The organism is Streptomyces sp. R44 (genome assembly GCF_041053105.1).
GTDB lineage: Bacteria > Actinomycetota > Actinomycetes > Streptomycetales > Streptomycetaceae > Streptomyces.
The window spans coordinates 1,019,571-1,040,593 of sequence record NZ_CP163444.1; the positions used below are offsets into that span (position 1 = coordinate 1,019,571).

Here is a 21,023-nt window from a genome sequence, read left to right on the forward strand (position 1 = left end):
CGCCGATGCCCGGCACCGCTCGCTCTGCCGCCCCCCGCACCGTCCGACGGCCCATCCCGCCCGCCGCGCCACCGACCGGATCGGCCGCCATGTCCCCGCGCCCCTGTGCCTGACCCGCAGGCCGCGCGGCGCAGGGCGGCGACGGCGCGCGCGTACGGCCCACACCCGCACCGCGCGACGGAGTCGCGGCTCCGGCCGATCGTCCGGCGCGTCCGGCTCATCAGGCTCACCCGGCCCCTTCGGCGGGTGCGGTGCGACCCACCGCGCCGCCCCTTTCCGCGCCCCCGCCCCGGTGCGGGCCCGGAAGCCGGGGAGGCGGGTGCCATGACCGGCTTCCGCGGACCCCTGCTCGTCGCCGTGTCGGGTCCCGACGACGCGGGCACGTCCTCGCTGGTGCGCCGGCTCGGGAGACTGCTCCGCGAGCGCGGCGTCACCGTCGTCACCGTCCATGGCCACGGCTGCTTCCTGTGCCGCCGACTCCCGGTTCCGCCACGCGTGAGGGAGACCGGGGAACCGGGTGGGGGCGGGTGGGCACGGCGCGCCTCGGATCCCGAGCGCCGGGGACCCCGGCTGCGCCGTGTCCACGCGCTCCTCGAAGCCGCCGAGCTCGCGGCCCGGATCGCCGCGGCCCGGCGGTTCGCGCGGGCGCGGGCCCACGGCGGGCAGGCCGTGGTCGTCACCGACCGCGGCCCGCTGGACGGCCTGGTGAGGTTCGACCCGCCGGCCTCCTCCGGGACGGCGTCCGCCTTCTGCCGGATCGCCGCGGGCTACGCCCTGACGCTGCTGGTGGAGACGGGGCCCTGGGCCCGGCCGGTCCGCGGCCGGGAGGAGACCGAGGGATCACCGGCCGCCCGGTGGGGCCGCTACCGGAGCTGGTCGCTGCGGCTGACGGGCATCGCGCGCCTCGACGGCGCACGGGCCCCGTCCCTGGTGGCGGGCGCGGCCCTGGAGCGGATCCTCGACACGGTGTGGGAACGGGAGCGGGTGGTCGCCGAGCCGGAGCCCGAGCCGGCCGGGGAGCGGCGGCACGTGGTGCTGTCGGTCTACGACGACGCGGACGACCCCGCCCACCGGGGCGAAGGGCCGCTGCTCGCGGGCAAGGTGGCGCGGCGGCTCGCCGAGGACTTCCGGGTGACCATCGTGACGGCGGGCCGACGCGGCGGCACCGAGGACCGGGACGGCATCCGGTACGTCCGGCTCCCGGTGGGCCGGGCGGGCCCACGCACCGGAAGGCTGCTCTTCCTCGCGATGCTGCCGTTCGCGGCCCGGCGGATCCGGCACGACCTGTGGCTGGAGAACTTCACTCCCCCGTACTCGACGAGCTTCCTGCCCCTGACGACCCGCGCCCCCGTGGTCGGCATCGACCACGGGGGCGCCGAGGCCCCGTGGTGGCGCCACCACGTGCCGTTCTTCCTGGTGGAGCGGCTCGGCCTGCGCTGCTACCGGCACATCGTGGTGACGAACGCGGCGGACGGATCGGTGATCCGCAGGCTCAGCCCCCGGGCCGACGTACAGGTCGTTCCCAACGGGGTGGAACAGCCCTTCCCTGACGAGGCCCGGCTGGGCGCCGGGCAGTTCATCCTCTTCCTGGACCGGATCGACACCTGGGTGAAGGGCCTCGACCTGCTGATCGACGCCTACGACCGGGCCCGGCCGCCGCTCGACCTGCTGCTCGCGGGCACGGGTCCCCCCGCGGAGGAACGCCGGCTCACCGCGCTCCTCGCCGCCCACGCCCGCGGCCCCGAACCCCGGATCCACTGGGTCGGACCCGCCGGAGAGGCCCGCAAGCGCCAGCTGCTGCGCGACAGCGCCTTCCTGGTGATGCCGTCCCGGCACGAGACCTTCGGTCTGGTGGCCCTGGAGGGCATGGCGTACGGCAAGCCGGTGCTGCACTTCGACCTGCCGGCGCTGCGCTGGATGCGCGACGGCGGCGACGTGGCCGTCCCGCCGTTCGACGTGGCGGCGTTCGGGGCGCGCATGACCGAACTGGCGACGGACACGGCGCTCCGGCGCCGACTGGGCCACCGCGCCGGGATCGCGGCGCGGCACTACACGTGGGACGAGACGACGGGCCGCTATCTGGCCCTGGCCCATCGGCTGCTCGACTCACCCGCCGCCGCGCGGCGGCCGAGGAAGAGGGGTGCGTCGTCATGGCAGACGACCCGCTGACCGGATTCGTCCGCACCGTCCTGGGCACCGGCGTCCCGATGCTCGTGCTCTCACCGCATCTGGACGACGCCGTGCTGTCCTGCGGCGCGCTGCTCGGCTGGGCGGGGCGGCGGGCCCCGGTGACGGTCGCGACGCTGTTCACGGAGGCCGCGCCGCCTCCGTACACCCTCTCCGCCCGGCAGTACCTGAAGCGGGCCGGGGCCCGGGACGCGCAGGAGCTGTTCGCCGACCGGCGCGCGGAGGACCGGCGGGTCCTGGAGCTGCTCGACGCCGACTGGCGCCATGTCGGCCTGGTCGACGGGCTGTTCCGGCGGCTGCCGCGGATCGGCCCGGGCACCGCCCGGCTGTCCCGGGTGCTGCCCGAACTGGCGCATGTGTACCCCACGTACCGCCTGCACCTGTCCCGGGGCCGGGTCTCCTCGTACGACGCCGAGACGCTGCGCGTGGCCGGGGAGGTCGTCGACGCGCTGCTGCCCGCCCGCTCCGGCGGCCTGGTGCTCGCGCCCCTCGGCGTGGGCGGGCACGCCGACCACGTCCTGGCCCGCACCGTCGCGGAGCGCAGCGGCCGCCGGGTCGTGTACTACAGCGAGTTCCCGTTCAACCAGACGGCCGCCGCCGACGCGGAGTTCACCGGCCGGCACCGTCTGGTGGCCCGCGCCTGGGAGCGTGACCTCGACCGGAAGGCGGAGCTGATCCGCGGCTACCGGACGCAGACCGGGACGCTGTTCCCCGGGGGCGGCATCCCGCGGGCGCCCGAGGTGTATCTGCTGCCCGAGGCCGCCGACCCCGCCGTGTCCTGGGAATCCGATCGCCTGCGCGGCACCCGGGCCCGGACCGCGGGAGGTGTGGGGTGACCGCCCCGGACACCGTCCCCGTCCTCGCGCCCGGCGCGGGCGGGCGGGCGGGGGTCGCGTGCCGGCGGCCCTCCCCGCTGTGCCGGGCGCCGGGACCGGACGCCTCGGAGGTGCCCGATGCCGCGCCATGAGCGGCGGCCCCGTGTCCTGCTCCTGACCGCCGGCGCGCTGGACGGTCCGGAGGCCTGTGGCGTGCGGCTGGCCGCCGACGTCCTCGGGGCCCTGCCCGACGTGGACTTCGTCTGGTTCACCCAGGGGCCGCGACGGCGCCAGGCCCCGCCGGAGCGCGGGCGGCCGGTCCGCGTCCTGTCCCGGGACGGCGGGCCGCACATCACCCTCCGCGCGCAGTCGGCGCTCGCCGGGGCCGTGTTCGCCCGCCGGGTCGACCTCGTGCACGCCTTCCTGAGCATCGGCCGCGCCTTCCCCGCCTTCTCCTGGCTGCGCCCGCTGCTGCTCAGCGGACGGCCGGTGGTGCACACCGTGCCCGGGGTGACCGACAACCGCTCCCTGCGGCGCGCCCGGCCGCTCGGGACCACGGTCGCCCTGTCCGAGTCGATGGCCCGCCGGCTGCGGGCGGCGGAGTTCGGGGACGTCCGGGTGGTCCCGCCCATGGTCCGGCTCGACGAGTGGCCGTACCTGCCGCGGCCCGAGGGCTTTCCCGTGGTCCTCTTCGCCGGTCACCACGACCCGCACGGCGGGGCGGAGATCGCGATCGAGGCGGCTGCGGTGGCCCACGGCGAGGGGGCCAGGTTCCGGCTGGTGCTCGCGATGCGGGGACGGCCGGGGCAGGACGCCGAGGCCCTCGACGAGGCGCTGCGGGAGCGGGCCGGCGCGGCCGGGCTGCCCGAGGTCGACGTCCGCGGATACGTCGACGACATGCACGCCCTGCTGGCCTCCGTCCAGGTGCTGCTGTTCCCGCCGGCCCGGCTCGGCGGCCACGCGGACATCCCGCTCACGGTGCTCCAGGCGCTGGCCTCCGGGCGGCCGTCGATCCTCAGCGACCTCCCCCAGTTCGCCGACTTCGGCCATGCCGTGCTGCGGGCCCCGGCGGGCGACGCGCGCCGCACCGGGCAGCAGCTGGCGTGGCTGCTCGACCAGCCGCGCTCCTGGGACATGCTCGCGGAGCGGGGGCGGGCCCTGGTCGAGGACCACTTCGGCCCCGAGCGCTTCGCCGCCCGGTACGCGGCGCTCTACCGGGAGCTGCTGGCCTGACGGCCCGGCCTCACCCCCGTACCGGTCACGGCGAACCGTCCGGCCGGGTCGCCGAGAGGAGCAGGACGCCGGTGTCCCCGTACTCGGGCAGGGTGCGGTCCTTCGCGAGCCGGGTGATCCGCAGGCCGGTGGTACGGGGGACGAACACGGCCCGCAGGGCGGGCTCGTCGACCGGGCAGGCGGGCCAGACCGGGCCGGTGCCGATGCGGTAGCTGGGCATCTGCTCCATGAAGGCGGCGATGAGCGTCCCGCCGGGCCTGACGGCGCGGACGAAGGCGTCGCAGACGGCGGTGAACTCGCCGAAGTCCTCGGTGACGCTCTCGGCGACGAAGTTCATCGAGGCGAGGTCGTACGTGCCGGGGACCAGGTCGTCGGCGGTGCCCCGGACGACCCTGACCCGGTGGAGCGCCTCCGCGCACTCCGCCGGGAGGGCGGGGTCGAGGGAGCGGCACAGGGCGTAGAAGGGCCGCCAGCTGTCGTCGATGCCGTACGTGAGCTGTGCGCGCAGATAGCGGACGCTGGCGGCGCTGGGCTCGACGGCGTCGACGCCGCGGCTCGCGGCGCCCGCGAGCATCAGCGGGTACAGATTGGGTCCGGCGCCGAGCTCCACCGTGCGGGAGAGGCTGCCGGGGGTGAAGCGCCGGTAGACGGCGGCGTGATGGCGGATGACGCCGATGTCGCAGGGGTGGAGCCTGCGGTAGTTCTCGGCGAGGTAGGCGTCGACCGGCCAGGCGTTCCAGTCGGCGTCCCGGTTGCGGCGGACCCGGCCCGTCTCCTGGGGGCCCGGCGGATTCAGGTCCATCACTCCTCCGCGGGCCTTCCGGCGGTGACGGAACGGGAGGCCTCGGCGGGCTGCAGCGCGAAGCGCGCGGCGAGCTGTGTGAGGGCGGTGCACAGCTGGTCGATCTCCTCGTCGGTGTTGGCGGCGGTGATCTGGACGCGGAAGCCGACCCGGTCGCGCGGGACGAGCGGATAGGACGCGAGCGTCACGTAGATGCCGTGCTCCCAGAGGAAGGTGGCGACGGCGTCGAGGTCGCGGGCGTCGCCGAGCGGGATCTCCACGATCGGCAGGCCGTCCGTGTTGGGGGTGGCGATGCCCAGGGCCCGCACATGGTCGAGGACGCGGGCCGTCCTGCGGTAGAGGCGGGCCCTGATCTCGTCCCCCCGCTCGTCGTTCAGTTCGAGCCCGGCGAGGGCGGTGGCGAGCGAGGCGGTCGGCGAGGGCCCCGAGTAGAGGTACGGGGCAGCCGCCACCTTGAGGTGGTCCTTGAGCCACCTCGGTACGGCGAGGAAGGCGAGCAGCGAGGAGAAGGCCTTGGAGAAGCCGCCGACCAGGACCAGGTTGTCGTACGTCTCGCCGACATGCCGGACGATGCTGTTGCCGCGCGAGCCGTACGGGCTGCTCTCGCCATCGCGGCGCTCGCCGATGACGCCGAAGCCGTGCGCGTCGTCGACGTACAGCAGGGCGCCGTTCTCCCGGCAGATCCGGGCCAGGACGGGCAGGTCGGGGAAGTTGCCGGTCATGCTGTTGACGCCGTCCATGCAGACGAGCCGGCCCGCCTCCGGGGGCGCGCCGCGCAGCAGCGCGGCCAGCTCCTCCGGCTGGTCGGCGCGGAAGCGGTGGATCTCGGCGCCCTGTCCCCGGGCGCCGACGCAGCCGTCGTACACGGTGCGGTGGGCCTGCGCCTCGACGAAGACCTGTCCGGTGCCGGCGAGGAGCGGGATGACGGACTGGTGGATGAGGGTGATGGTGGGCAGCAGCAGGGTGTCGGGGGCGCCGAGGAGTTCCGTGAGCCGCTCCTCGATGCGGGGGTAGAGCCGGGGGCTGCCGATGAGCCGGGACCAGCTGGGGTGGGTGCCCCACCGCCGGACCTCGGGTTCGATGGCCTCGATGATGGCGGGTTCGAGGTCGAAGCCGAGGTAGTTGCAGGAGGCGAAGTCGATGAGCCAGTCGTCGCCGACGCGGATGCGGCGGCCGTCGACCTCGTCGATGACGGCGTCGCACATGAGGCTGGTCCGCTGGAGGTGCTCCAGGTCCCGCCAGCGGGACTCGCGCGGGGGCCGGACGGTGCGGACCGCCGGGACGGGGCCCGCGAGCCGGACGGCGGGGCGGGCGGTCGGCCCGGTGGCGGCGGGCGGGGAGCGGTGCAGATAGGACTCGGTCTGGTGGGCGGTCATGGGGCGGGCGAAGAGGTAGCCCTGCCCGTACCGGCAGCCCATCTGGGCGAGCAGTGCCCGCTGTTCCTCGTGCTCGATGCCCTCGGCGACGACCTGGAGGCCGAGGACGTCGGCGATGCGCACGATGCCCTCCACGAGCGCCACCTGCTGCAGGTCGGTGGTGATGTCGTCGATGAACGACTTGTCGACCTTGAGGACGTCGATGGGGAACTCGCGGAGGTAGCTGAGCGAGGAGAATCCGGTGCCGAAGTCGTCGATGGCGATGCCGACGCCCAGCTCCTTGAGGGCGGCCATGGTGGTCCGGATCTGGGCGTCCTTGCGCATCAGTACGGTCTCGGTCAGCTCCAGGAAGAGCGAGTCGGGTGCGAGCCCGGAGGAGTGGAGGGCGCGCCGCACCTCTTCGAGGAAGCCGGGGTCGCGGAACTGCCGCGGGGAGACGTTCACATTGGCCCGCAGCGGCGACTGGCGGGGGTGCATGCGCTGCCAGCGCGCGATGTCGAGGGCCGCGTGTTCGAGGACCCAGGCGCCGAGCGGCATGATGTGGCCGCTCTCCTCGGCCAGGGTGATGAACTGGTCGGGCGGCACCATGCCGCGTCGGGCGTGCGGCCAGCGGATGAGCGCTTCGAGGCCGGCCGTGGCGCCTTCCTCCACCTCGACGATCGGCTGGTAGCGCAGGGCGAAGGCGTGGTCGGCGATGGCGTTGTCCATGCCCGCCTGGAGTTCGTGGCGGGCGACGAGCCGGGAGTGCAGCTCGGGGTGGAAGAGCCGCCACCGCTTCTTGCCGGCGGCCTTGGCCGCGTACAGGGCGAGGTCGGCGTGGCCGAGGAGCTCCTCCGCGTGCGCGCTGTCGAGCACGGTCGCGATCCCGACGCTGGTCGACACGGAGACGGCGCCGTCGGTGAGGTGGAACGGCTGGCTGAGGGTGTGCACGATCTCGGCCGCGAGGGCCTCGGCGTCGCGGGGCTCGCGCGCGCCCTCGATGAGGACGGCGAACTCGTCGCCGCCGAGCCGGGCCGCGGTGTCGGTGAGCCGCAGGACCGAGGTGAGGCGGCGGGCGACGGCGACGAGGAGTTCGTCGCCGACGGAGTGGCCCATGGTGTCGTTGACGACCTTGAAGTCGTCGAGGTCGACGAAGAGCATGCAGGTCAGGGTGGACTCGCGGCGGCCGCGGAGCAGCGCCCGCTCGATGCGTTCGAGGAGGAGGACGCGGTTGGGGAGCCCGGTCAGCGAGTCGTGGAACGCCCGGTGGGTCAGCTCCCGTTCCAGCTTCCGCTGCTCGGTCACGTCCCGGAGGGTGAGGACCAGGCCGTGGACGGTGCGCTCGTCGCGCAGGTTGCTGCACCGGACCTCGACCTCCAGTTCGCCCGAGCCGCCGTGCAGCAGCTTCCAGTCGTCCCGGGCGTCGGCGGCGCCGCGGGCGCGCGCGTCGGCGACGAGACGCAGGGCGCTCGCCGTGTCGGCGGGGGCGAGGAGGTCGACGAGCGGGGTCCCGGGGAGCAGCGAGCGGCCGAACATGGACTCGGCGGAGGGGCTGGCGTACCGGATGCTGTCGTCGTCGTCGACGATCAGGATGACGTCCGAGGTGTTGTGCACGAGGGTGCGGAAGTAGGCCTCGCTGGTGCGGCGGTTGACCTCTTCGCTGAGCCCGAAGCGTTCGAGGGCCAGGGCCGCCTGGGAGGCGAGGGACTGGGCGGGTGCCGCGATCTCCGCGAGCTTCTTCTCCGGTCCCGCGAAGAGCATCACGCCGAGCACCGGTTCGCCTCCGGCGGGGACCTGGAGCTCGAGCGGGCACAACAGGGCGTGCGACTCGGGCGTGATCTCGGCTGTGATGGACGGGTCGAGGCGGGTCACCGGGAGCAGCCGGGCCCCTTCGGCGACCAGCTCGGGCCAGGGGGTGCCGCGGGGCCGGATCAGCTCGTCGGTGCGGCAGCTCCAGGGGTGTTCCGCGGTGGCCACGGCGGTCAGGCCGCCGCGGCGGTCCCGGGTGAGCAGCAGGACCCGGTGGGAGGGGCCGGGGCCGAAGAGGGTGGCGGAGGCCGTCTCGACCGCTCCGGCGACCTCGCGGGGGCTGAGGGCGGCGACGAGGGAGGCGGCGGCGACCCTGAGGCTGCGTTCCCGGGCCTCGGCCTTGCCGTGGTCGAGCATCATGCCCCAGAGCCGGGCGAGGACGAGCAGGAACATGATCGCCGAGAAGATCGCGATGACGCCGATGTCCTCGTTCCGGTCGTGGCGCAGGGACTGCAGGAGCAGCAGGACCGGGGCGACGAGGGAGGCTCCGGCGAGCAGCGCGAGCCGCCGCTCGGCGATGCGCGGGGTCGGTTCGGGGGCGGTCTCGGTCAGGCCGGTCATGGAGGGGTGGAGGGCGGCGAGGCCCCAGGCGGTGAAGAAGACGACCCAGCCGAGGTCCCAGGGGGTGCCGACCATCCAGGTGCCCTTGAGCTGGAGGATGCCGTAGATGACGTCCGACGCCAGGATGCCGCAGGTGCCGAGGGTGAGGAGCTGCACGGAGCGGGAGCGCAGTCCGCCGGGGACGAGGAGCCGGGCGAGCATCGCCAGCATCAGCACGTCGCCGAGGGGATACGCGATGGAGATGGCCTTCTCGGTCCAGGTCATGTCCTCGCTTCGGGCGAGCGGGGTGATCAGGTTGACCCAGCAGAGCAGCGCGAGGCCCGAGGTGAGGATCAGCGCGTCGAGGAGGACGGCGAGGTCACGGCCGACGGCCCGGTAGCGGATGAACCCGAACAGGCCGACGGCGAACAGGGGATACGTGGCCAGGTAGAGGGCGTCGGCGATGGACGGGAAGGGTCTGGTCTGGCCGAAGAAGGCCTCCAGGGCGTTGTACGCGGTGTCGCCGCTCACGAAGGTGAGGTTCGCCGCGGCCAGGACCAGCCAGGGCCAGCGGCGGGCGGGCCGGTGCAGATGGACGCCGACGAGGATGGCGACGACGCCGCTGAGCCCGATCAGCGCCCAGAGGGTGGTGTGGCGGGCGGGGATCTCCAGGTACGCGACGGTCAGCAGGGTCACGAACAGGAGGTAGACGACGGTCCAGGTGCGCAGGGCCCGGCGCTCGGTGGCATGCCGGTTCGGCCGGCGCAGCGACATCGTCCACCGCCCCCTTGCCGGGTCGGACGCCGTCGGCAGCGCCCTGGTCGCGGATACGGACCCCGTACGGTGTCCATTCTCCGGGGCCCCCGGGAGGGCTGCATCTCGGCTGCTCCCGCGTCAGGAGGAGGCGCGGACCACGAGCTCGGTGGGCAGCATCCGGCGGGGCTGGTCGTCGGGGTCGCCGGGCGAGGCGATCTCCTGCAGGAGCAGGCGCGCCATGGTGCGGCCCATCTCCTCGATGGGCTGGCGCACGCTGGTCAGCGGCGGGTCCATGTGCCGGGCGACCGCCGAGTCGTCGACGCCGACGAGGGCCACGTCCTCGGGGACCCGGCGGCCTGCCTCGCGCAGGACGCTCCGCGCGCCGGCCGCCATCACGTCGGAGGCGGCGAAGACGGCGTCCAGGTCGGGCCGGCGGTCCAGGAGCTCCCGCATGGCGCGGCGGCCGCCCTCCTCGGTGAAGTCGCCGTTGGCGACCAGCGTCTCGTCGGGCGCGAGGCCGGCCTCCGTCAGGCCCTCGCGGTAGCCGTCGAGGCGGCAGCGGGCCACGTACATGTCGAGCGGTCCGGTGACGGTCGCGATACGGCTCCGGCCGCGTGCCACGAGGTGGGCGACGGCCGTCCGCCCGGCGCCGGTGTTGTCGGAGTCGACGAAGGCGACGCGCTCGGCCTCGGTGCGCCGGCCGTTGAGGACGGCGGGCAGGCCGAGGGCGCGGACCTGGTCGGGCAGCGGGTCGTCGGCGTGCACGGAGACGAGCAGGACGCCGTCCACGCGCTGCGCGGCGAGGTACTGCTCGAAGCGCTGCCGCTCCTGTTCGCTGCGGATGAGGGTGAGCAGCAGCTGTTTGTCGGCGTCGGCGAGTTCGGCGCTGACGCCGCGGATGATGTCGAGGAAGTACGGCTCGGCGAAGAGGCGCGCCTCGGTCTCGGGGATCACCAGGGCGACGGCGTCGGTGCGGCTGCCGGCGAGGGCGCGGGCCGCGCGGTTGGGGACGTAGCCGAGTTCGGCGACGGCCCGCTCGACGGCGGCCTTGGCCTGTTCGCTGACCTTCGGGGAGCCGTTGATGACGCGGGAGACCGTGCCGCGGCCGACTCCGGCCCGGGCCGCGACCTCCTCCAGGGTGGGCCTGCCGGTCTGCCGCCCGCTCACCGCCATGTCCCGTTTCTCCCCTCGGGCCGCCGCCCCCGCCTGCGTGTGCACGCGAACCTATCAGGCGGGGCGGCGGGGGCCGGGGGCCGTGGCGGAACGGCTCAGGCGCCGGTCGGGGCCAGCTCGGCCATCGCGCCCCAGCCCTGCTGCGGGACCTCGACGTTGATGATCTCGGGGGTGGTGGCGATGGCCCCGGCCATGGCCGCCAGGCCGGCGGTGAAGTGCTCGGAGGCGACGTGGACGGCACCCGCCTCGGCGTCGGCGAAAGCCTCCAGGAGGACGAACACGTTCGGGTCGTCGACGCTGCGGGACCAGTCGAAGAAGAGGTTGCCGGGCTCCGCGCGGGTGGCGCGGGTGAAGTCGTCGACCAGGTCGAGCCAGCGGTCGGCGTGGTCGGGTCGGACGGTGAAGCGGACGGCGATGAAGATCATGCGTCCACCCTGCGGCGGGCGGAGCCGGCGGGGCGAGCGGGACGGCTCAGGATTCCGGCAGGATCGGAAAGGCGGGTACGGCACGGGTCAGCGCGGCCCGGATCTCGCCCTGCCGCCGGCCGAACTCGGCGGTCGGCAGGGAGACGGAGAGGGCGTGCACGATGCCGTCGCCGCGCTCGGGCAGGGCCACGGCGAGACAGGTGTACGCGAGGTCGGCCTCGCCCACGGAGACGGCGAAGCCGTGGCCGCGCACCCGGTCCATCTCGGCCTCGAAGCGCTCCGCGCTGGTGATCGTCCGCTCGGTGAAGCGAGCCATGCCGTGCTCCGCCAGGTAGCGGCGGCGCAGCGGGCGCGGCAGCGCGGCGAGCAGAGCCTTTCCGTGCGCGGTCGCGTGGGCGCGGGCCTCGGGGCCCGGGCTGAAGGGGTGTCCGGCGTCGGTGACCGGCGCGGTGGTGTCGACGACGGTGATCAGGCCGTCGCGGTAGGCCGTGTGGTACGCCTCCGCTCCCGTGGCCCGCCGCAGCCGGCCGAGGAGCTCCCCGGTCCCGGCACCGAGCCCGTGGTGCCGCTGGTGCGAGCGGTACAGAGCCGGGACGCGGGGGCCGGGCGCGTACCCCTCGGCGGTCCGGACGAGGTAGCCGCGGGCGAGCAGGGGTCCGGTGAGGTGGTAGACCGTCGAGAGCGCGCAGCCGAGCCGCCGCGCGAGCGCCTTGGCCCCGACGGGCCGGTCGGCGTCGGCGACGACGTCGAGCACGGCGAGGGCCCGCTCGACGGACTGGGGGCCGGGACGCCGGGGCCCGGTGCTGTCAGGCATCACCCCAGCTTATGCGGCCCGCCGTTGTGGGCAGGCGCTCCGCAAGGAGCGGTGCCCACCCCGTTGTGGGCAGGCGTTCCGCAAGGGGCGATGGGGGTCCCCCCTGCTCGAGCGAAGCCGAGAGCTTGGGGGAGGGTGGGCACAACGGACGGCGCCCTTGCCGGCGCCAGAGGCTTCCGCGCCTGAACCCGCACCACGTCGCGCACCGCGCAAGGTGGTGCGGGCCAGGGCGCGGAACGCGGAGGCGCCGCTGAAGGGCGCCGTCCCGTGTGCCCACCCGTCCCGCCCAGCGGGACGATTGCCCACACGGCGGCGGGGTACCGCCCGCCCGGGCGCGGGCCCACACGGGCGGTGGGCGTACGTTCCGTAGCCGGTCCTAAGCGCCCCGTATCCCCGCAGGTCAAACCGCCCTTATGTGCATAAGACACTCTTTCGGCGTACCGTCGTGTGGTTCCCCCCTTCCCTCGACGCACCGGGAGAGCGCGTGCCCCGCTCCACGACCGACCTTGACCCGACGCCCCGCGAGGGGCGCCGACCGCGTCTTCGGGCGGTGGCGATCGCGACGGGTGTGGTGGCGGTCGCGGCGGGCGGCCTGTATGTGGCGGGGCTGCTGGCGACCGGGGACGACATATCCGCCGGCACCCGGGTCGACGGCGTGGACATCGGCGGCATGAGCCGTGCCGAGGCCGAGGCCGAGCTGACCTCCGCGGCCCCGGCCTCCTGGAAGGCGCCGATACCCGTGCGGGTCGGCGACCGCGCCGCCACCGTGGACCCGGCGTCCGCCGGGCTGACCGTGGACGTGGCGAAGACCGCCGACCGGGCCGCCGACCCGTCCCATGACCCCTTCACGGTCATCGGGCGGTTGTTCTCCTCCGGCGAGCGCGAGGTCCAGCCGGTCCTGGCGTACGACGAGGCCAAGACCCGGGCCACCGTCGCCGACCTGGCGAAGCAGAGCGATCTGAGCGTCCGTGAGGGCTCCGTCGCCTTCCGGGACGGCAAGGCCGTCGCGACCCAGCCGGTGACGGGCCGGAAGCTGGACACCGGGCAGGCCACCGAGGCCCTGCGCGCCTCCTACCCGGCCGCCACGGGCGCCTCCCCGGTGACGCTGCCCGTCGCCCTGACCCAGCCCAAGCTGCCCGCCGCCGAGGTGACCCGGTTCCTCGACACGTACGCCGAACCGGCCGTCTCCGGCCCCGTGACGCTCACCGCCGGCGACCAGCGGGTGCGGATCTCCGCCGCCACCCTCGGCGACCACCTCACCGTCAAGAACGACGGCGGCCGCCTCACCGCCTCCCTCGACGAGAACGCCCTGCTGCGCGACCCGGACGTGGCGCGTCCCCTCGCCGCGCTGACGGGCGCGCCCGTGGAGGCCTCCCTCGGGGTACGGGACGGCAAGGTCGTCGTGGAGTCGGACGGTCGCCCTGGCCACGAGGTGACCGCGAAGGCCCTCGGCGACGCCGTACGCCCGCTGCTCACCAAGTCCGGCGACGCGGCCCGTACGGCTCCGGTGGCGACCCGGGTCACCGAGCCCGAGCTCTCCTCCGGCTCCCTGGCCCGCCTGGGCATCAAGGAGCAGATGTCGACGTTCACGGTGAACTTCCCCACCGCCCCGTACCGGACGACGAACATCGGCCGGGCGGCCGAGCTGATCAACGGCTCCCTGGTGCAGCCGGGCGAGGTGTGGAGCTTCAACAGGACGGTCGGCGAGCGGACCCCGGACAACGGCTTCGTCGACGGCACGATGATCCTCGACGGCTCGTACCGCTCCGCGCCCGGCGGCGGCGTGTCGGCGATGGCCACCACCGTCTACAACGCCATGTTCTTCGCCGGCGTGCAGCCCGTGGAGCACGGTGCCCACTCCTTCTACATCGAGCGCTACCCGGCCGGCCGCGAGGCGACCGTCGCCTGGGGCTCGCTCGACCTGAAGTTCCGCAACGACACGGGCAAGCCGATCTACATCAAGGCGGGCGCCACCGACCACTCGGTCACGGTGAGCTTCCTCGGCACGAAGAAGTACGACTCCGTGGAGGCGGTCGCCGGGCCGCGCACCAACCTCACGCAGCCCACGAAGCGCGAGGGCACCGGCGAGGCCTGTGTGCCGCAGCCGCCCCTGGAGGGCTTCGACATCTCGGTGGACCGCGTCTTCAAGAACGGCGGCGCCGAGGTCAAGCGCGAGACGTACAAGACCCACTACACCCCGCGCGACGAGGTGACCTGCAAGCCGGTCGCCGAGGACGGCGCCCGGGACGGCGGGCAGGGCGGCGACCGCCGCTGACGGAAGGGTGTCTTCCCGTTCGGCCGGGGCATGACTTCGGAGCGCGGCCCGTCGCCCCTCGACCGGGCCGCACCGAACCTCCCCGGACCGTCGGAGGCACGCCTTGGCACAGCGCAGCGACCCCTTCGAGCGGCTCCTCGGCGAGGCCGCGCGCGCGGGCACGTACCCCGGCGCCGCGTGGGCCGTGGGCGACGCCCGTACGACCCTCTCGGCCGGGGCGGTCGGGCTGCTCGAACCGTCGGACCCGGGGGGACCGGCACTGCCCGACACGCTCTTCGACGTCGCCAGCCTCACCAAGATCCTCACGGTCTGGGCGGTCGTCGGCACCCTCGTCGACGCCGGGAAGCTCGACCTGACCGCCCCGCTCGGCTCGTACTGGCCGGAGGCCGCCGGCCGGCCGCTCGCCGGGGCCACGGCGCACCACCTCCTCACCCACACCGCGGGCCTGCCGCTCCGCGCCAACCTCCGGCACCTGTACGGCTCCGATCCGCAGGACGTCCGCGACGGCGTCCTCGCCGAGCCGCTCCGGCACCGGCCCGGGGAGGCCGTCGCGTACACCGACCGGGCGGCGCTGATCCTCGGCTACCTCGCCGAGCACCTCACCCGGCAGCCGCTCCCCCGGCTCGCGGAGGACCGGGTCTGGACGCCCCTCGGCATGACGGAGACGCGGTACGGGCCGCTGGCGGCCGGGGCGAGGCGGCGGTGCGCGCCCACGGAGTACGACGCGGAGAGCGGCGCTCCGCTGCGGGGCGTCGTCCATGACTTCTCGGCCCGGCTCCTCGGCGGCGCCTGCGGGATCGCGGGGGTCTTCACCACCACCGCCGACATCGGCCGCTTCCTGCGCCATCTGCTCGTCCCGGTGCCCGGCACCTTCTCCGCGGAGTGGACCGCGGCCTCGCTGCGCGTCCACACCGGCCCGCTCATCCCGCCGCGCGGCCTCTTCTGGCATCCGGCGCCCGGCATGGAACCGGCGGAGGACGTCTGGGCGCACTTCGGCTTCACCGGCACGGCCCTGTGGGTCTCCCCCGCGAGCGGCCGCTGGGCCGTGCTGCTCACCAACCGGCTCCGCCTCACCCGGGACCCGGACCCGCTGACCCGGGTCAGGAACGAGTTCCGGACCCTGGCCTTCCGCTAGCCGGCACGGGTCCCTTCCTCCGCGGCCCGGGACGCGAGGGCCTTCAGGCCTTCCAGGCACTCGTCGATCCGCTTGGCGAGGTTGTGCCGGCGGGCGAGCTCCAGGCACGACTCCCAGGTCTCGCGGGCCGCCTCCCACTCCCCGAAGTGGTGGTGGGCCCGGGCGGTGAAGACCAGGCAGTCGGCCGTACCGCCCTGGTCGTCCATCCGCAGGCGGATCGACAGCGCCTCCGCCAGGACCTCGAACGCCTCGTCGCGGTCGCCGAGGACCCGCAGCACGTCGCCGTAGTTGGTGAGGGCGGTGGCGAGGAACACCCCGTGGCCGGTCCCGCGGATCAGCTCGATGACCCTGCGGTAGTCCGCGGCCGCCAGGTCCGGTTCGCCGAGCATCTTGTGGACGTCCGCGATCCGGCTGAGGAGGAGCGCCTCGCCGCGGGCGTTCCCGGCCTCGCGGTAGAGGTCACGGGAGCGTTCGGCGTGGACGAGCGCCTGCTCGGGGTCCTCCGACTGCAGGTACAACGCCGACATGTTGCCGAGGATCGACGCCCGGGCCGCGAGGTCGCCGCGCTCGGTGAAGAGGTCCAGGGCGATCCGGAGGTGGTCGAGGCAGGCCTCGTTGCGGAAGGCCATGCCGTGGGCGACGGCCGTGCGCCGGTGCAGCCAGGCCTGTCCGAGCCGGTCGTCGTGGGCCCGGGCGATGTCCATGGCCTGCTCCAGGCAGGCGTCCCACTCCCCCGTCCACCAGTGCGTGCTCGCATGCCCGAAGAGGCCCACGGCGAGCCGCCAGGCGATGTCGGAGCGGCCGAGCTCCCCGGCGCGGGTGAGGGCGTCCCGGACGGCCGGCAGCTCCTTCGCGGTCCACCGGATCGCCTCGTCGTCGTCCGCGAACTCGGGCAGCGAGAGGTTCTTCAGGGCCTCGGGGTCGAGCGGCGGCGGGGACTGGGTCTCGCGGGTGGCCGCGCGCGTCGCGGCGGCGAGGGCCGCGGCGTACCAGGAGAGCAGCCGGAGGAGCGCCGTGGTGCGCTCCTCCTCGGTGTCCTCCTCGTCGCGCTGCGCCGCGTACTCGCCGAGCAGGTCGTGCAGCTGGTACCGGTCGGGCTCGGGGTTGAGGACGAGGTGGGCGTCGGCGAGGACGTCGAGGACGGCGGCGGCCCGGGCCTCCGTGACGTCGAGGAGCGCCGCTGCGGACTGCGGGGTGACCGCGTGCGCCGACCACTCCCGCCCCAGGAGCCGGAAGGCCCGCGCGGCCTCGCGCTCCAGCGGCTGGTCGCTGTCCCGCATGGCCACGTAGCTCATGGCGAAGGTCCGTCGGACGTCGAAGTCCCCCATGGCGAGGGTGTCGAGCCGGCCCTGGTGGGGGGTGAGCCGTTTCGCCAGGAGCGCGAGGGGCCAGGAGGGCCGGGAGGCCAGCCGTCCGCCGACGATGTGCAGGGCGAGCGGCAGGCCTCCGCAGGCGGCCATGATGGCGGCCAGCGCCTCGGGCTCGCTCCGTACCCGCTCGGCGCCGGCGAGCCGGGCGAGGAGCGCGTGCTGGTCGGACTCCGGCAGCGGGGAGAGCGGGACCTTGGCGGAGCCCGGCAGGTCGGCGAGGAGCTGGCGGCTGGTGATCAGGGCGGCGCTGGGCCCGCCGGCGGGCAGCAGGGGCGCCACGTGGGCGGCGTTGCGCGCGTTGTCGAGGACCAGGAGCACCCGGCGCTCGGCGAGCGCCGAGCGGAAGAGCAGGGCGCGGTCGTCGGTGTCCTCGGGCAGGGCGTCCTGGTGGACGCCCAGGTCGGACAGGAACCGGGCGAGCAGCTCGTGGGCCGTGCGCGCCCCGCCGACGCAGTAGCCGCGCAGGTCGGCGTAGAGGGCGCCGTCGGGGAACGCCTCGCGCACCCGGTGAGCGACGTGGACCGCGAGGGCGGTCTTCCCGACGCCGCCCATGCCGGACACCACGACGGCCCGGACCGCTCCGGGACCCGGCCCGTTCCCACCGGCCTCGGGCCGTCCCCCCAGGAGGGCCCGTACGGTCGCCGCCTCGGCCTCCCGGCCCGTGAAGGCGTCGGCCTCGCACGGCAGCTGGAAGGGCGGGCGGGTCGAGGCGGCGTGCGGGCCTGGCCGGGGCGCGGGTTCTCCCGCGAGCACCTCCGCGTACGCCTCCTGGACGGCCGCGCCGGGTTCCGTGCCGAGCTCCTCGACCAGGCTCCGGCGCAGCCGCTGGAAGACGGAGAAGGCCTCGGCCTGGCGGCCCGAGCGGTGCAGGGCGAGCATGAGGCTCCGGTGGAAGCCCTCGCGCAGCGGGTGCTCGCCCGCCAGGGCGGTGAGCGGGGCGACGGCCTCCTGGTGGCGGCCGAGGCACAGTTCCGCGTCGAAGCTCCATTCGAGGGCCTGGAGCCGCGCCTCCGCGAGCTGGTGGATCCGGAGCGCGGGCGTCTCGGTCTCGGAGTAGGGGGCGAGGTCCGCGAGGGGGGTGCCGCGCCACAGCGGCATGGCGAGGTCGGCCTCCCGGCGGACCGCCTCCCAGTCCGCCCGCCGGTACGCCTGCCGGACGGCCTGGACCCCGGCCTCGAAGACGTCGGCGTCGAGCTCGCCCTCGCGGACGGTCAGCTGGTAGCCCGGGGCGACGGTGCGCAGCCGCTCGTCGGTGCCGCCGTCGGCGGCGGCGAGGACGCGGCGGAGCCTGGTGAGGTGGTTGGCGAGGGCGGCGTCGGCGCTGGCGGGGACCGAGGCGCCCCAGAGGGCTTCCTTGAGGGCGTCCCGGGAGACCGTGCGGTTGGCCTGGAGCAGGAGTGCGGCGAGGAGGACGCGGACCTTGAGGCCGGTCACCGGCCGCAACTCCGTCCCGTCGTGGACGACGAGCGATCCGAGCAGCCCGAACTTCACCACCGTGCCCCCGCATCCTGGTAGGTGGGTCCGCCCGACAGCGGCGGCTCCCGACGTGACCCATCGTACGGTTCGGCACCCCTTGATTGATCAAACCGACCGCGGGTTAACATGTGAGCGCCGCCTAGCTCGAAAGATAATCTTGTGACTGTCAATGACGACTCGTTCACCAGCTGGAAGAACCGCGAGGAGATCGCGGAGTCGATGATCCCGATCATCGGGAAGCTGCACCGGGAGCAGGACGTCACCGTCCTGGTCCACAGCCGCTCCCTGGTGAACAAGTCGGTGGTCAGCATCCTCAAGACCCACCGCTTCGCCCGGCAGATCGACGGCGAGGAGCTCTCGGTCACCGAGACGCTGCCGTTCCTCGAGACGCTCACGACCCTCGACCTGGGCCCCTGCCAGATCGACATCGGTGTGCTGGCCGCGGACTACAAGACCGACGACCGCGGTCTCTCGGTCGCCGAGTTCACCGCCGAGGCCGTCGCCGGCGCCACCGGCGAGAACAAGATCGAGCGCCGTGACGGCCGCGACGTCGTCCTCTACGGCTTCGGCCGCATCGGCCGCCTCGTCGCCCGCCTCCTCATCGAGAAGGCCGGCTCCGGCAACGGTCTGCGCCTGCGCGCGATCGTCGTCCGCGGCGGCGGCGACCAGGACCTCGTGAAGCGCGCCTCGCTGCTGCGCCGCGACTCCATCCACGGCCAGTTCCAGGGCACGATCACGGTCGACGAGGCGAACAGCACCATCGTCGCCAACGGCAACACGATCAAGGTGATCTACGCCAACGACCCCTCCGAGGTCGACTACACGGCGTACGGCATCGAGAACGCCATCCTCATCGACAACACCGGCAAGTGGCGGGACCGCGAGGGCCTCTCCAAGCACCTGCGCCCCGGCATCGACAAGGTCGTCCTGACCGCGCCCGGCAAGGGTGACGTGCCGAACATCGTGCACGGCGTCAACCACGACACGGTCAAGCCGGACGAGCAGATCCTGTCCTGCGCCTCCTGCACCACCAACGCGATCGTCCCGCCGCTCAAGGCCATGGACGACGAGTACGGCGTGCTGCGCGGCCACGTGGAGACGGTCCACTCGTTCACGAACGACCAGAACCTCCTGGACAACTACCACAAGGCCGACCGCCGCGGCCGTTCCGCGCCGCTCAACATGGTGATCACCGAGACCGGTGCCGCCTCGGCCGTCGCCAAGGCGCTGCCCGACCTGAAGGCCCCGATCACCGGCAGCTCGATCCGCGTCCCCGTCCCGGACGTCTCGATCGCGATCCTGAGCCTGCGCCTGGGCCGCGAGACCACCCGCGAGGAGGTCCTGGAGTACCTCCGCGACGTCTCGCTGCACTCGCCGCTGAAGCGCCAGATCGACTTCACCACGGCCCCCGACGCCGTCTCGATGGACTTCGTCGGCTCGCGCCACGCGTCCATCGTCGACGCCGGCGCGACCAAGGTCGACGGCGACAACGCGATCCTGTACCTGTGGTACGACAACGAGTTCGGCTACTCGTGCCAGGTCATCCGGGTCGTCCAGCACGTCTCCGGCGTGGAGTACCCGACCTTCCCGTCCCCGGCGGTCTGATCTCCGACGGCACTTCCGCACGGCGAACCGAACACGGGTGCCCCCGCGTCCCTCCCGCCATGAGGACGCTCACCCAAGGGATACGCCAGCTGCTGCGCTTCGCGGTCCTGGAGGCGCGCTGCTGCGCCTTCGCCGTCGCGCTCGTCGCCGGCATCGCCGTCTCCACCCTGCTGCCCGAACTGCCGGTCGCCCGCTACGACCTGCTGTTCCTGTACGGCGTCGGCCTCACCCTCCTCGCGTGGAAGGTCGGCTGGGACACCGGCCGGGACGTCGCCGTGATCGCCGGGTGCCATGCCATCGGCCTCCTCTTCGAGCTGGTCAAGGTGCGGATGGGCTCGTGGAGTTATCCGGAGGACGGCCTGACGAAGTTCGGCGGCGTCCCGCTGTACGGCGGGTTCCTGTACGCGGCGCTGGGCAGTTACGTCTGCCGGGCCTGGCGCCTGTTCGACCTGCGGCTCACCGGCTACCGGCCGCGGATCACGGCGGCCCTCGCCGCGGCCGTGTACGTGAACTTCTTCAGCCACCACTGGCTGCCCGACGCCCGCTGGGCCCTGGCCGCGCTGCTCCTGGCCGCGACGGCGGGGACCTGGGTCCGGTTCCGGGTCGGCGAGAGCGATCACCGGATGCCCCTGGCCCTGTCGTTCGTCCTGATCGGCTTCTTCCTCTGGGTCGCCGAGAACGCGGCCACCTACGTCGGCGCCTGGAGCTATCCCGACCAGCTGCACGGCTGGCAGCCTGTGTCCCTGGCGAAGTTCGGCGCCTGGGCGCTGCTCGTCACGGTCACCTTCGTCCTGACGGCCCGGCACAGCAATCGGGAGAATCGGACATTTTTCTAGCATGGCCACCGGATGCCGTGCTACAGTCGAGATCAGTTGCAGTCGTGGTTCCCAAAGAACTGACAAGTGCCTTTGACGATTCGACATCGTCAGGCACTTTATGTGTTTTCGGTGCAGTTTTCCGGACGGGGCAATCATCACGGCGACGCCGGGATCCGCACAGTGCGGGTTCCAGGGCTACGCCCCGAAGGAGATATGACATGGCTAACGGCACCGTGAAGTGGTTCAACTCGGAAAAGGGCTTCGGCTTCATCGAGCAGGAGGGTGGCGGCCCGGACGTGTTCGCCCACTACTCCAACATCGCCACCCAGGGCTTCCGTGAGCTCCAGGAAGGCCAGAAGGTGACCTTCGACGTCACGCAGGGCCAGAAGGGCCCCCAGGCGGAGAACATCCTCCCCGCCTGACGTTGACACGTCC

Annotated in this window: 14 protein-coding genes; 8 read left to right on the forward strand and 6 right to left on the reverse strand. The window is 73.9% G+C overall.

Annotated elements, in window-relative coordinates:
• Nucleotides 1–324: 324 nt before the first annotated feature.
• The 3 genes from AB5J54_RS04885 (at nt 325) to AB5J54_RS04895 (ending at nt 4,235) form a co-directional block, all read left to right on the forward strand.
• A complete protein-coding gene (locus AB5J54_RS04885; RefSeq protein WP_369142642.1) occupies nt 325–2,169 on the forward strand; it encodes a glycosyltransferase family 4 protein in 1,845 nt (614 codons plus the stop codon).
• A complete protein-coding gene (locus tag AB5J54_RS04890) occupies nt 2,151–3,023 on the forward strand; it encodes a PIG-L deacetylase family protein (RefSeq protein ID WP_369142643.1) in 873 nt (290 codons plus the stop codon). Before AB5J54_RS04885 ends, AB5J54_RS04890 begins: the two co-directional genes overlap by 19 nt.
• 117 nt (nt 3,024–3,140) lie before the next feature.
• On the forward strand, nt 3,141–4,235 hold the full coding sequence (locus tag AB5J54_RS04895) for a glycosyltransferase family 4 protein (protein WP_369142644.1): 1,095 nt from the start codon (nt 3,141–3,143) through the stop codon (nt 4,233–4,235).
• A 25-nt stretch (nt 4,236–4,260) separates the two neighbouring features.
• Here AB5J54_RS04895 and AB5J54_RS04900 read toward each other — a convergent pair whose 3' ends face one another.
• From AB5J54_RS04900 to AB5J54_RS04920, 5 genes are all read right to left on the reverse strand, one after another.
• Nucleotides 4,261–5,037: a class I SAM-dependent methyltransferase gene (locus tag AB5J54_RS04900; RefSeq protein ID WP_369142645.1), complete on the reverse strand. Its 777-nt coding sequence runs from the start codon at nt 5,035–5,037 to the stop codon at nt 4,261–4,263.
• Nucleotides 5,037–9,515 (reverse strand): aminotransferase class I/II-fold pyridoxal phosphate-dependent enzyme, encoded by a 4,479-nt coding sequence (locus AB5J54_RS04905; protein WP_369142646.1) that lies wholly within the window; start codon nt 9,513–9,515, stop codon nt 5,037–5,039. Before AB5J54_RS04905 ends, AB5J54_RS04900 begins: the two co-directional genes overlap by 1 nt.
• A 120-nt stretch (nt 9,516–9,635) precedes the next feature.
• Complete coding sequence (locus tag AB5J54_RS04910; protein ID WP_369142647.1) at nt 9,636–10,670, reverse strand: LacI family DNA-binding transcriptional regulator; 1,035 nt, start codon at nt 10,668–10,670, stop codon at nt 9,636–9,638.
• A 95-nt stretch (nt 10,671–10,765) separates the two neighbouring features.
• A complete protein-coding gene (locus AB5J54_RS04915) occupies nt 10,766–11,095 on the reverse strand; it encodes a putative quinol monooxygenase (RefSeq protein ID WP_369142648.1) in 330 nt (109 codons plus the stop codon).
• 46 nt (nt 11,096–11,141) lie between these two features.
• Nucleotides 11,142–11,909: an IclR family transcriptional regulator gene (locus AB5J54_RS04920; RefSeq protein WP_369142649.1), complete on the reverse strand. Its 768-nt coding sequence runs from the start codon at nt 11,907–11,909 to the stop codon at nt 11,142–11,144.
• Nucleotides 11,910–12,393: 484 nt separating this feature from the next.
• On the opposite strand from AB5J54_RS04920, the gene AB5J54_RS04925 reads away from it, so the two are divergent.
• The gene (locus tag AB5J54_RS04925) at nt 12,394–14,184 is read left to right on the forward strand and encodes a VanW family protein (RefSeq protein ID WP_369142650.1); all 1,791 of its coding nucleotides are present in this window, start codon (nt 12,394–12,396) and stop codon (nt 14,182–14,184) included.
• Nucleotides 14,185–14,287: 103 nt separating this feature from the next.
• Entirely contained in the window at nt 14,288–15,319 is a 1,032-nt protein-coding gene (locus tag AB5J54_RS04930) for a serine hydrolase domain-containing protein (protein ID WP_369142651.1), read from the forward strand.
• On the opposite strand, the gene AB5J54_RS04935 is transcribed toward AB5J54_RS04930, so the two are convergent.
• The gene (locus AB5J54_RS04935) at nt 15,316–18,183 is read right to left on the reverse strand and encodes a BTAD domain-containing putative transcriptional regulator (protein ID WP_369142652.1); all 2,868 of its coding nucleotides are present in this window, start codon (nt 18,181–18,183) and stop codon (nt 15,316–15,318) included. The genes AB5J54_RS04930 and AB5J54_RS04935 overlap by 4 nt on opposite strands.
• A 141-nt stretch (nt 18,184–18,324) precedes the next feature.
• Here AB5J54_RS04935 and AB5J54_RS04940 point away from each other — a divergent pair, with 141 nt between their 5' ends.
• The 3 genes from AB5J54_RS04940 (at nt 18,325) to AB5J54_RS04950 (ending at nt 21,010) form a co-directional block, all read left to right on the forward strand.
• Entirely contained in the window at nt 18,325–19,770 is a 1,446-nt protein-coding gene (locus AB5J54_RS04940; protein ID WP_369142653.1) for a glyceraldehyde-3-phosphate dehydrogenase, read from the forward strand.
• 59 nt (nt 19,771–19,829) lie between these two features.
• Nucleotides 19,830–20,606 carry a DUF817 domain-containing protein gene (locus AB5J54_RS04945; RefSeq protein WP_369142654.1) on the forward strand — a complete coding sequence of 259 codons (777 nt, stop codon included), beginning with the start codon at nt 19,830–19,832 and terminating at the stop codon, nt 20,604–20,606.
• 200 nt (nt 20,607–20,806) lie between these two features.
• A complete protein-coding gene (locus AB5J54_RS04950) occupies nt 20,807–21,010 on the forward strand; it encodes a cold-shock protein (protein WP_150210372.1) in 204 nt (67 codons plus the stop codon).
• The last annotated feature ends 13 nt before the right edge of the window (nt 21,011–21,023 follow it).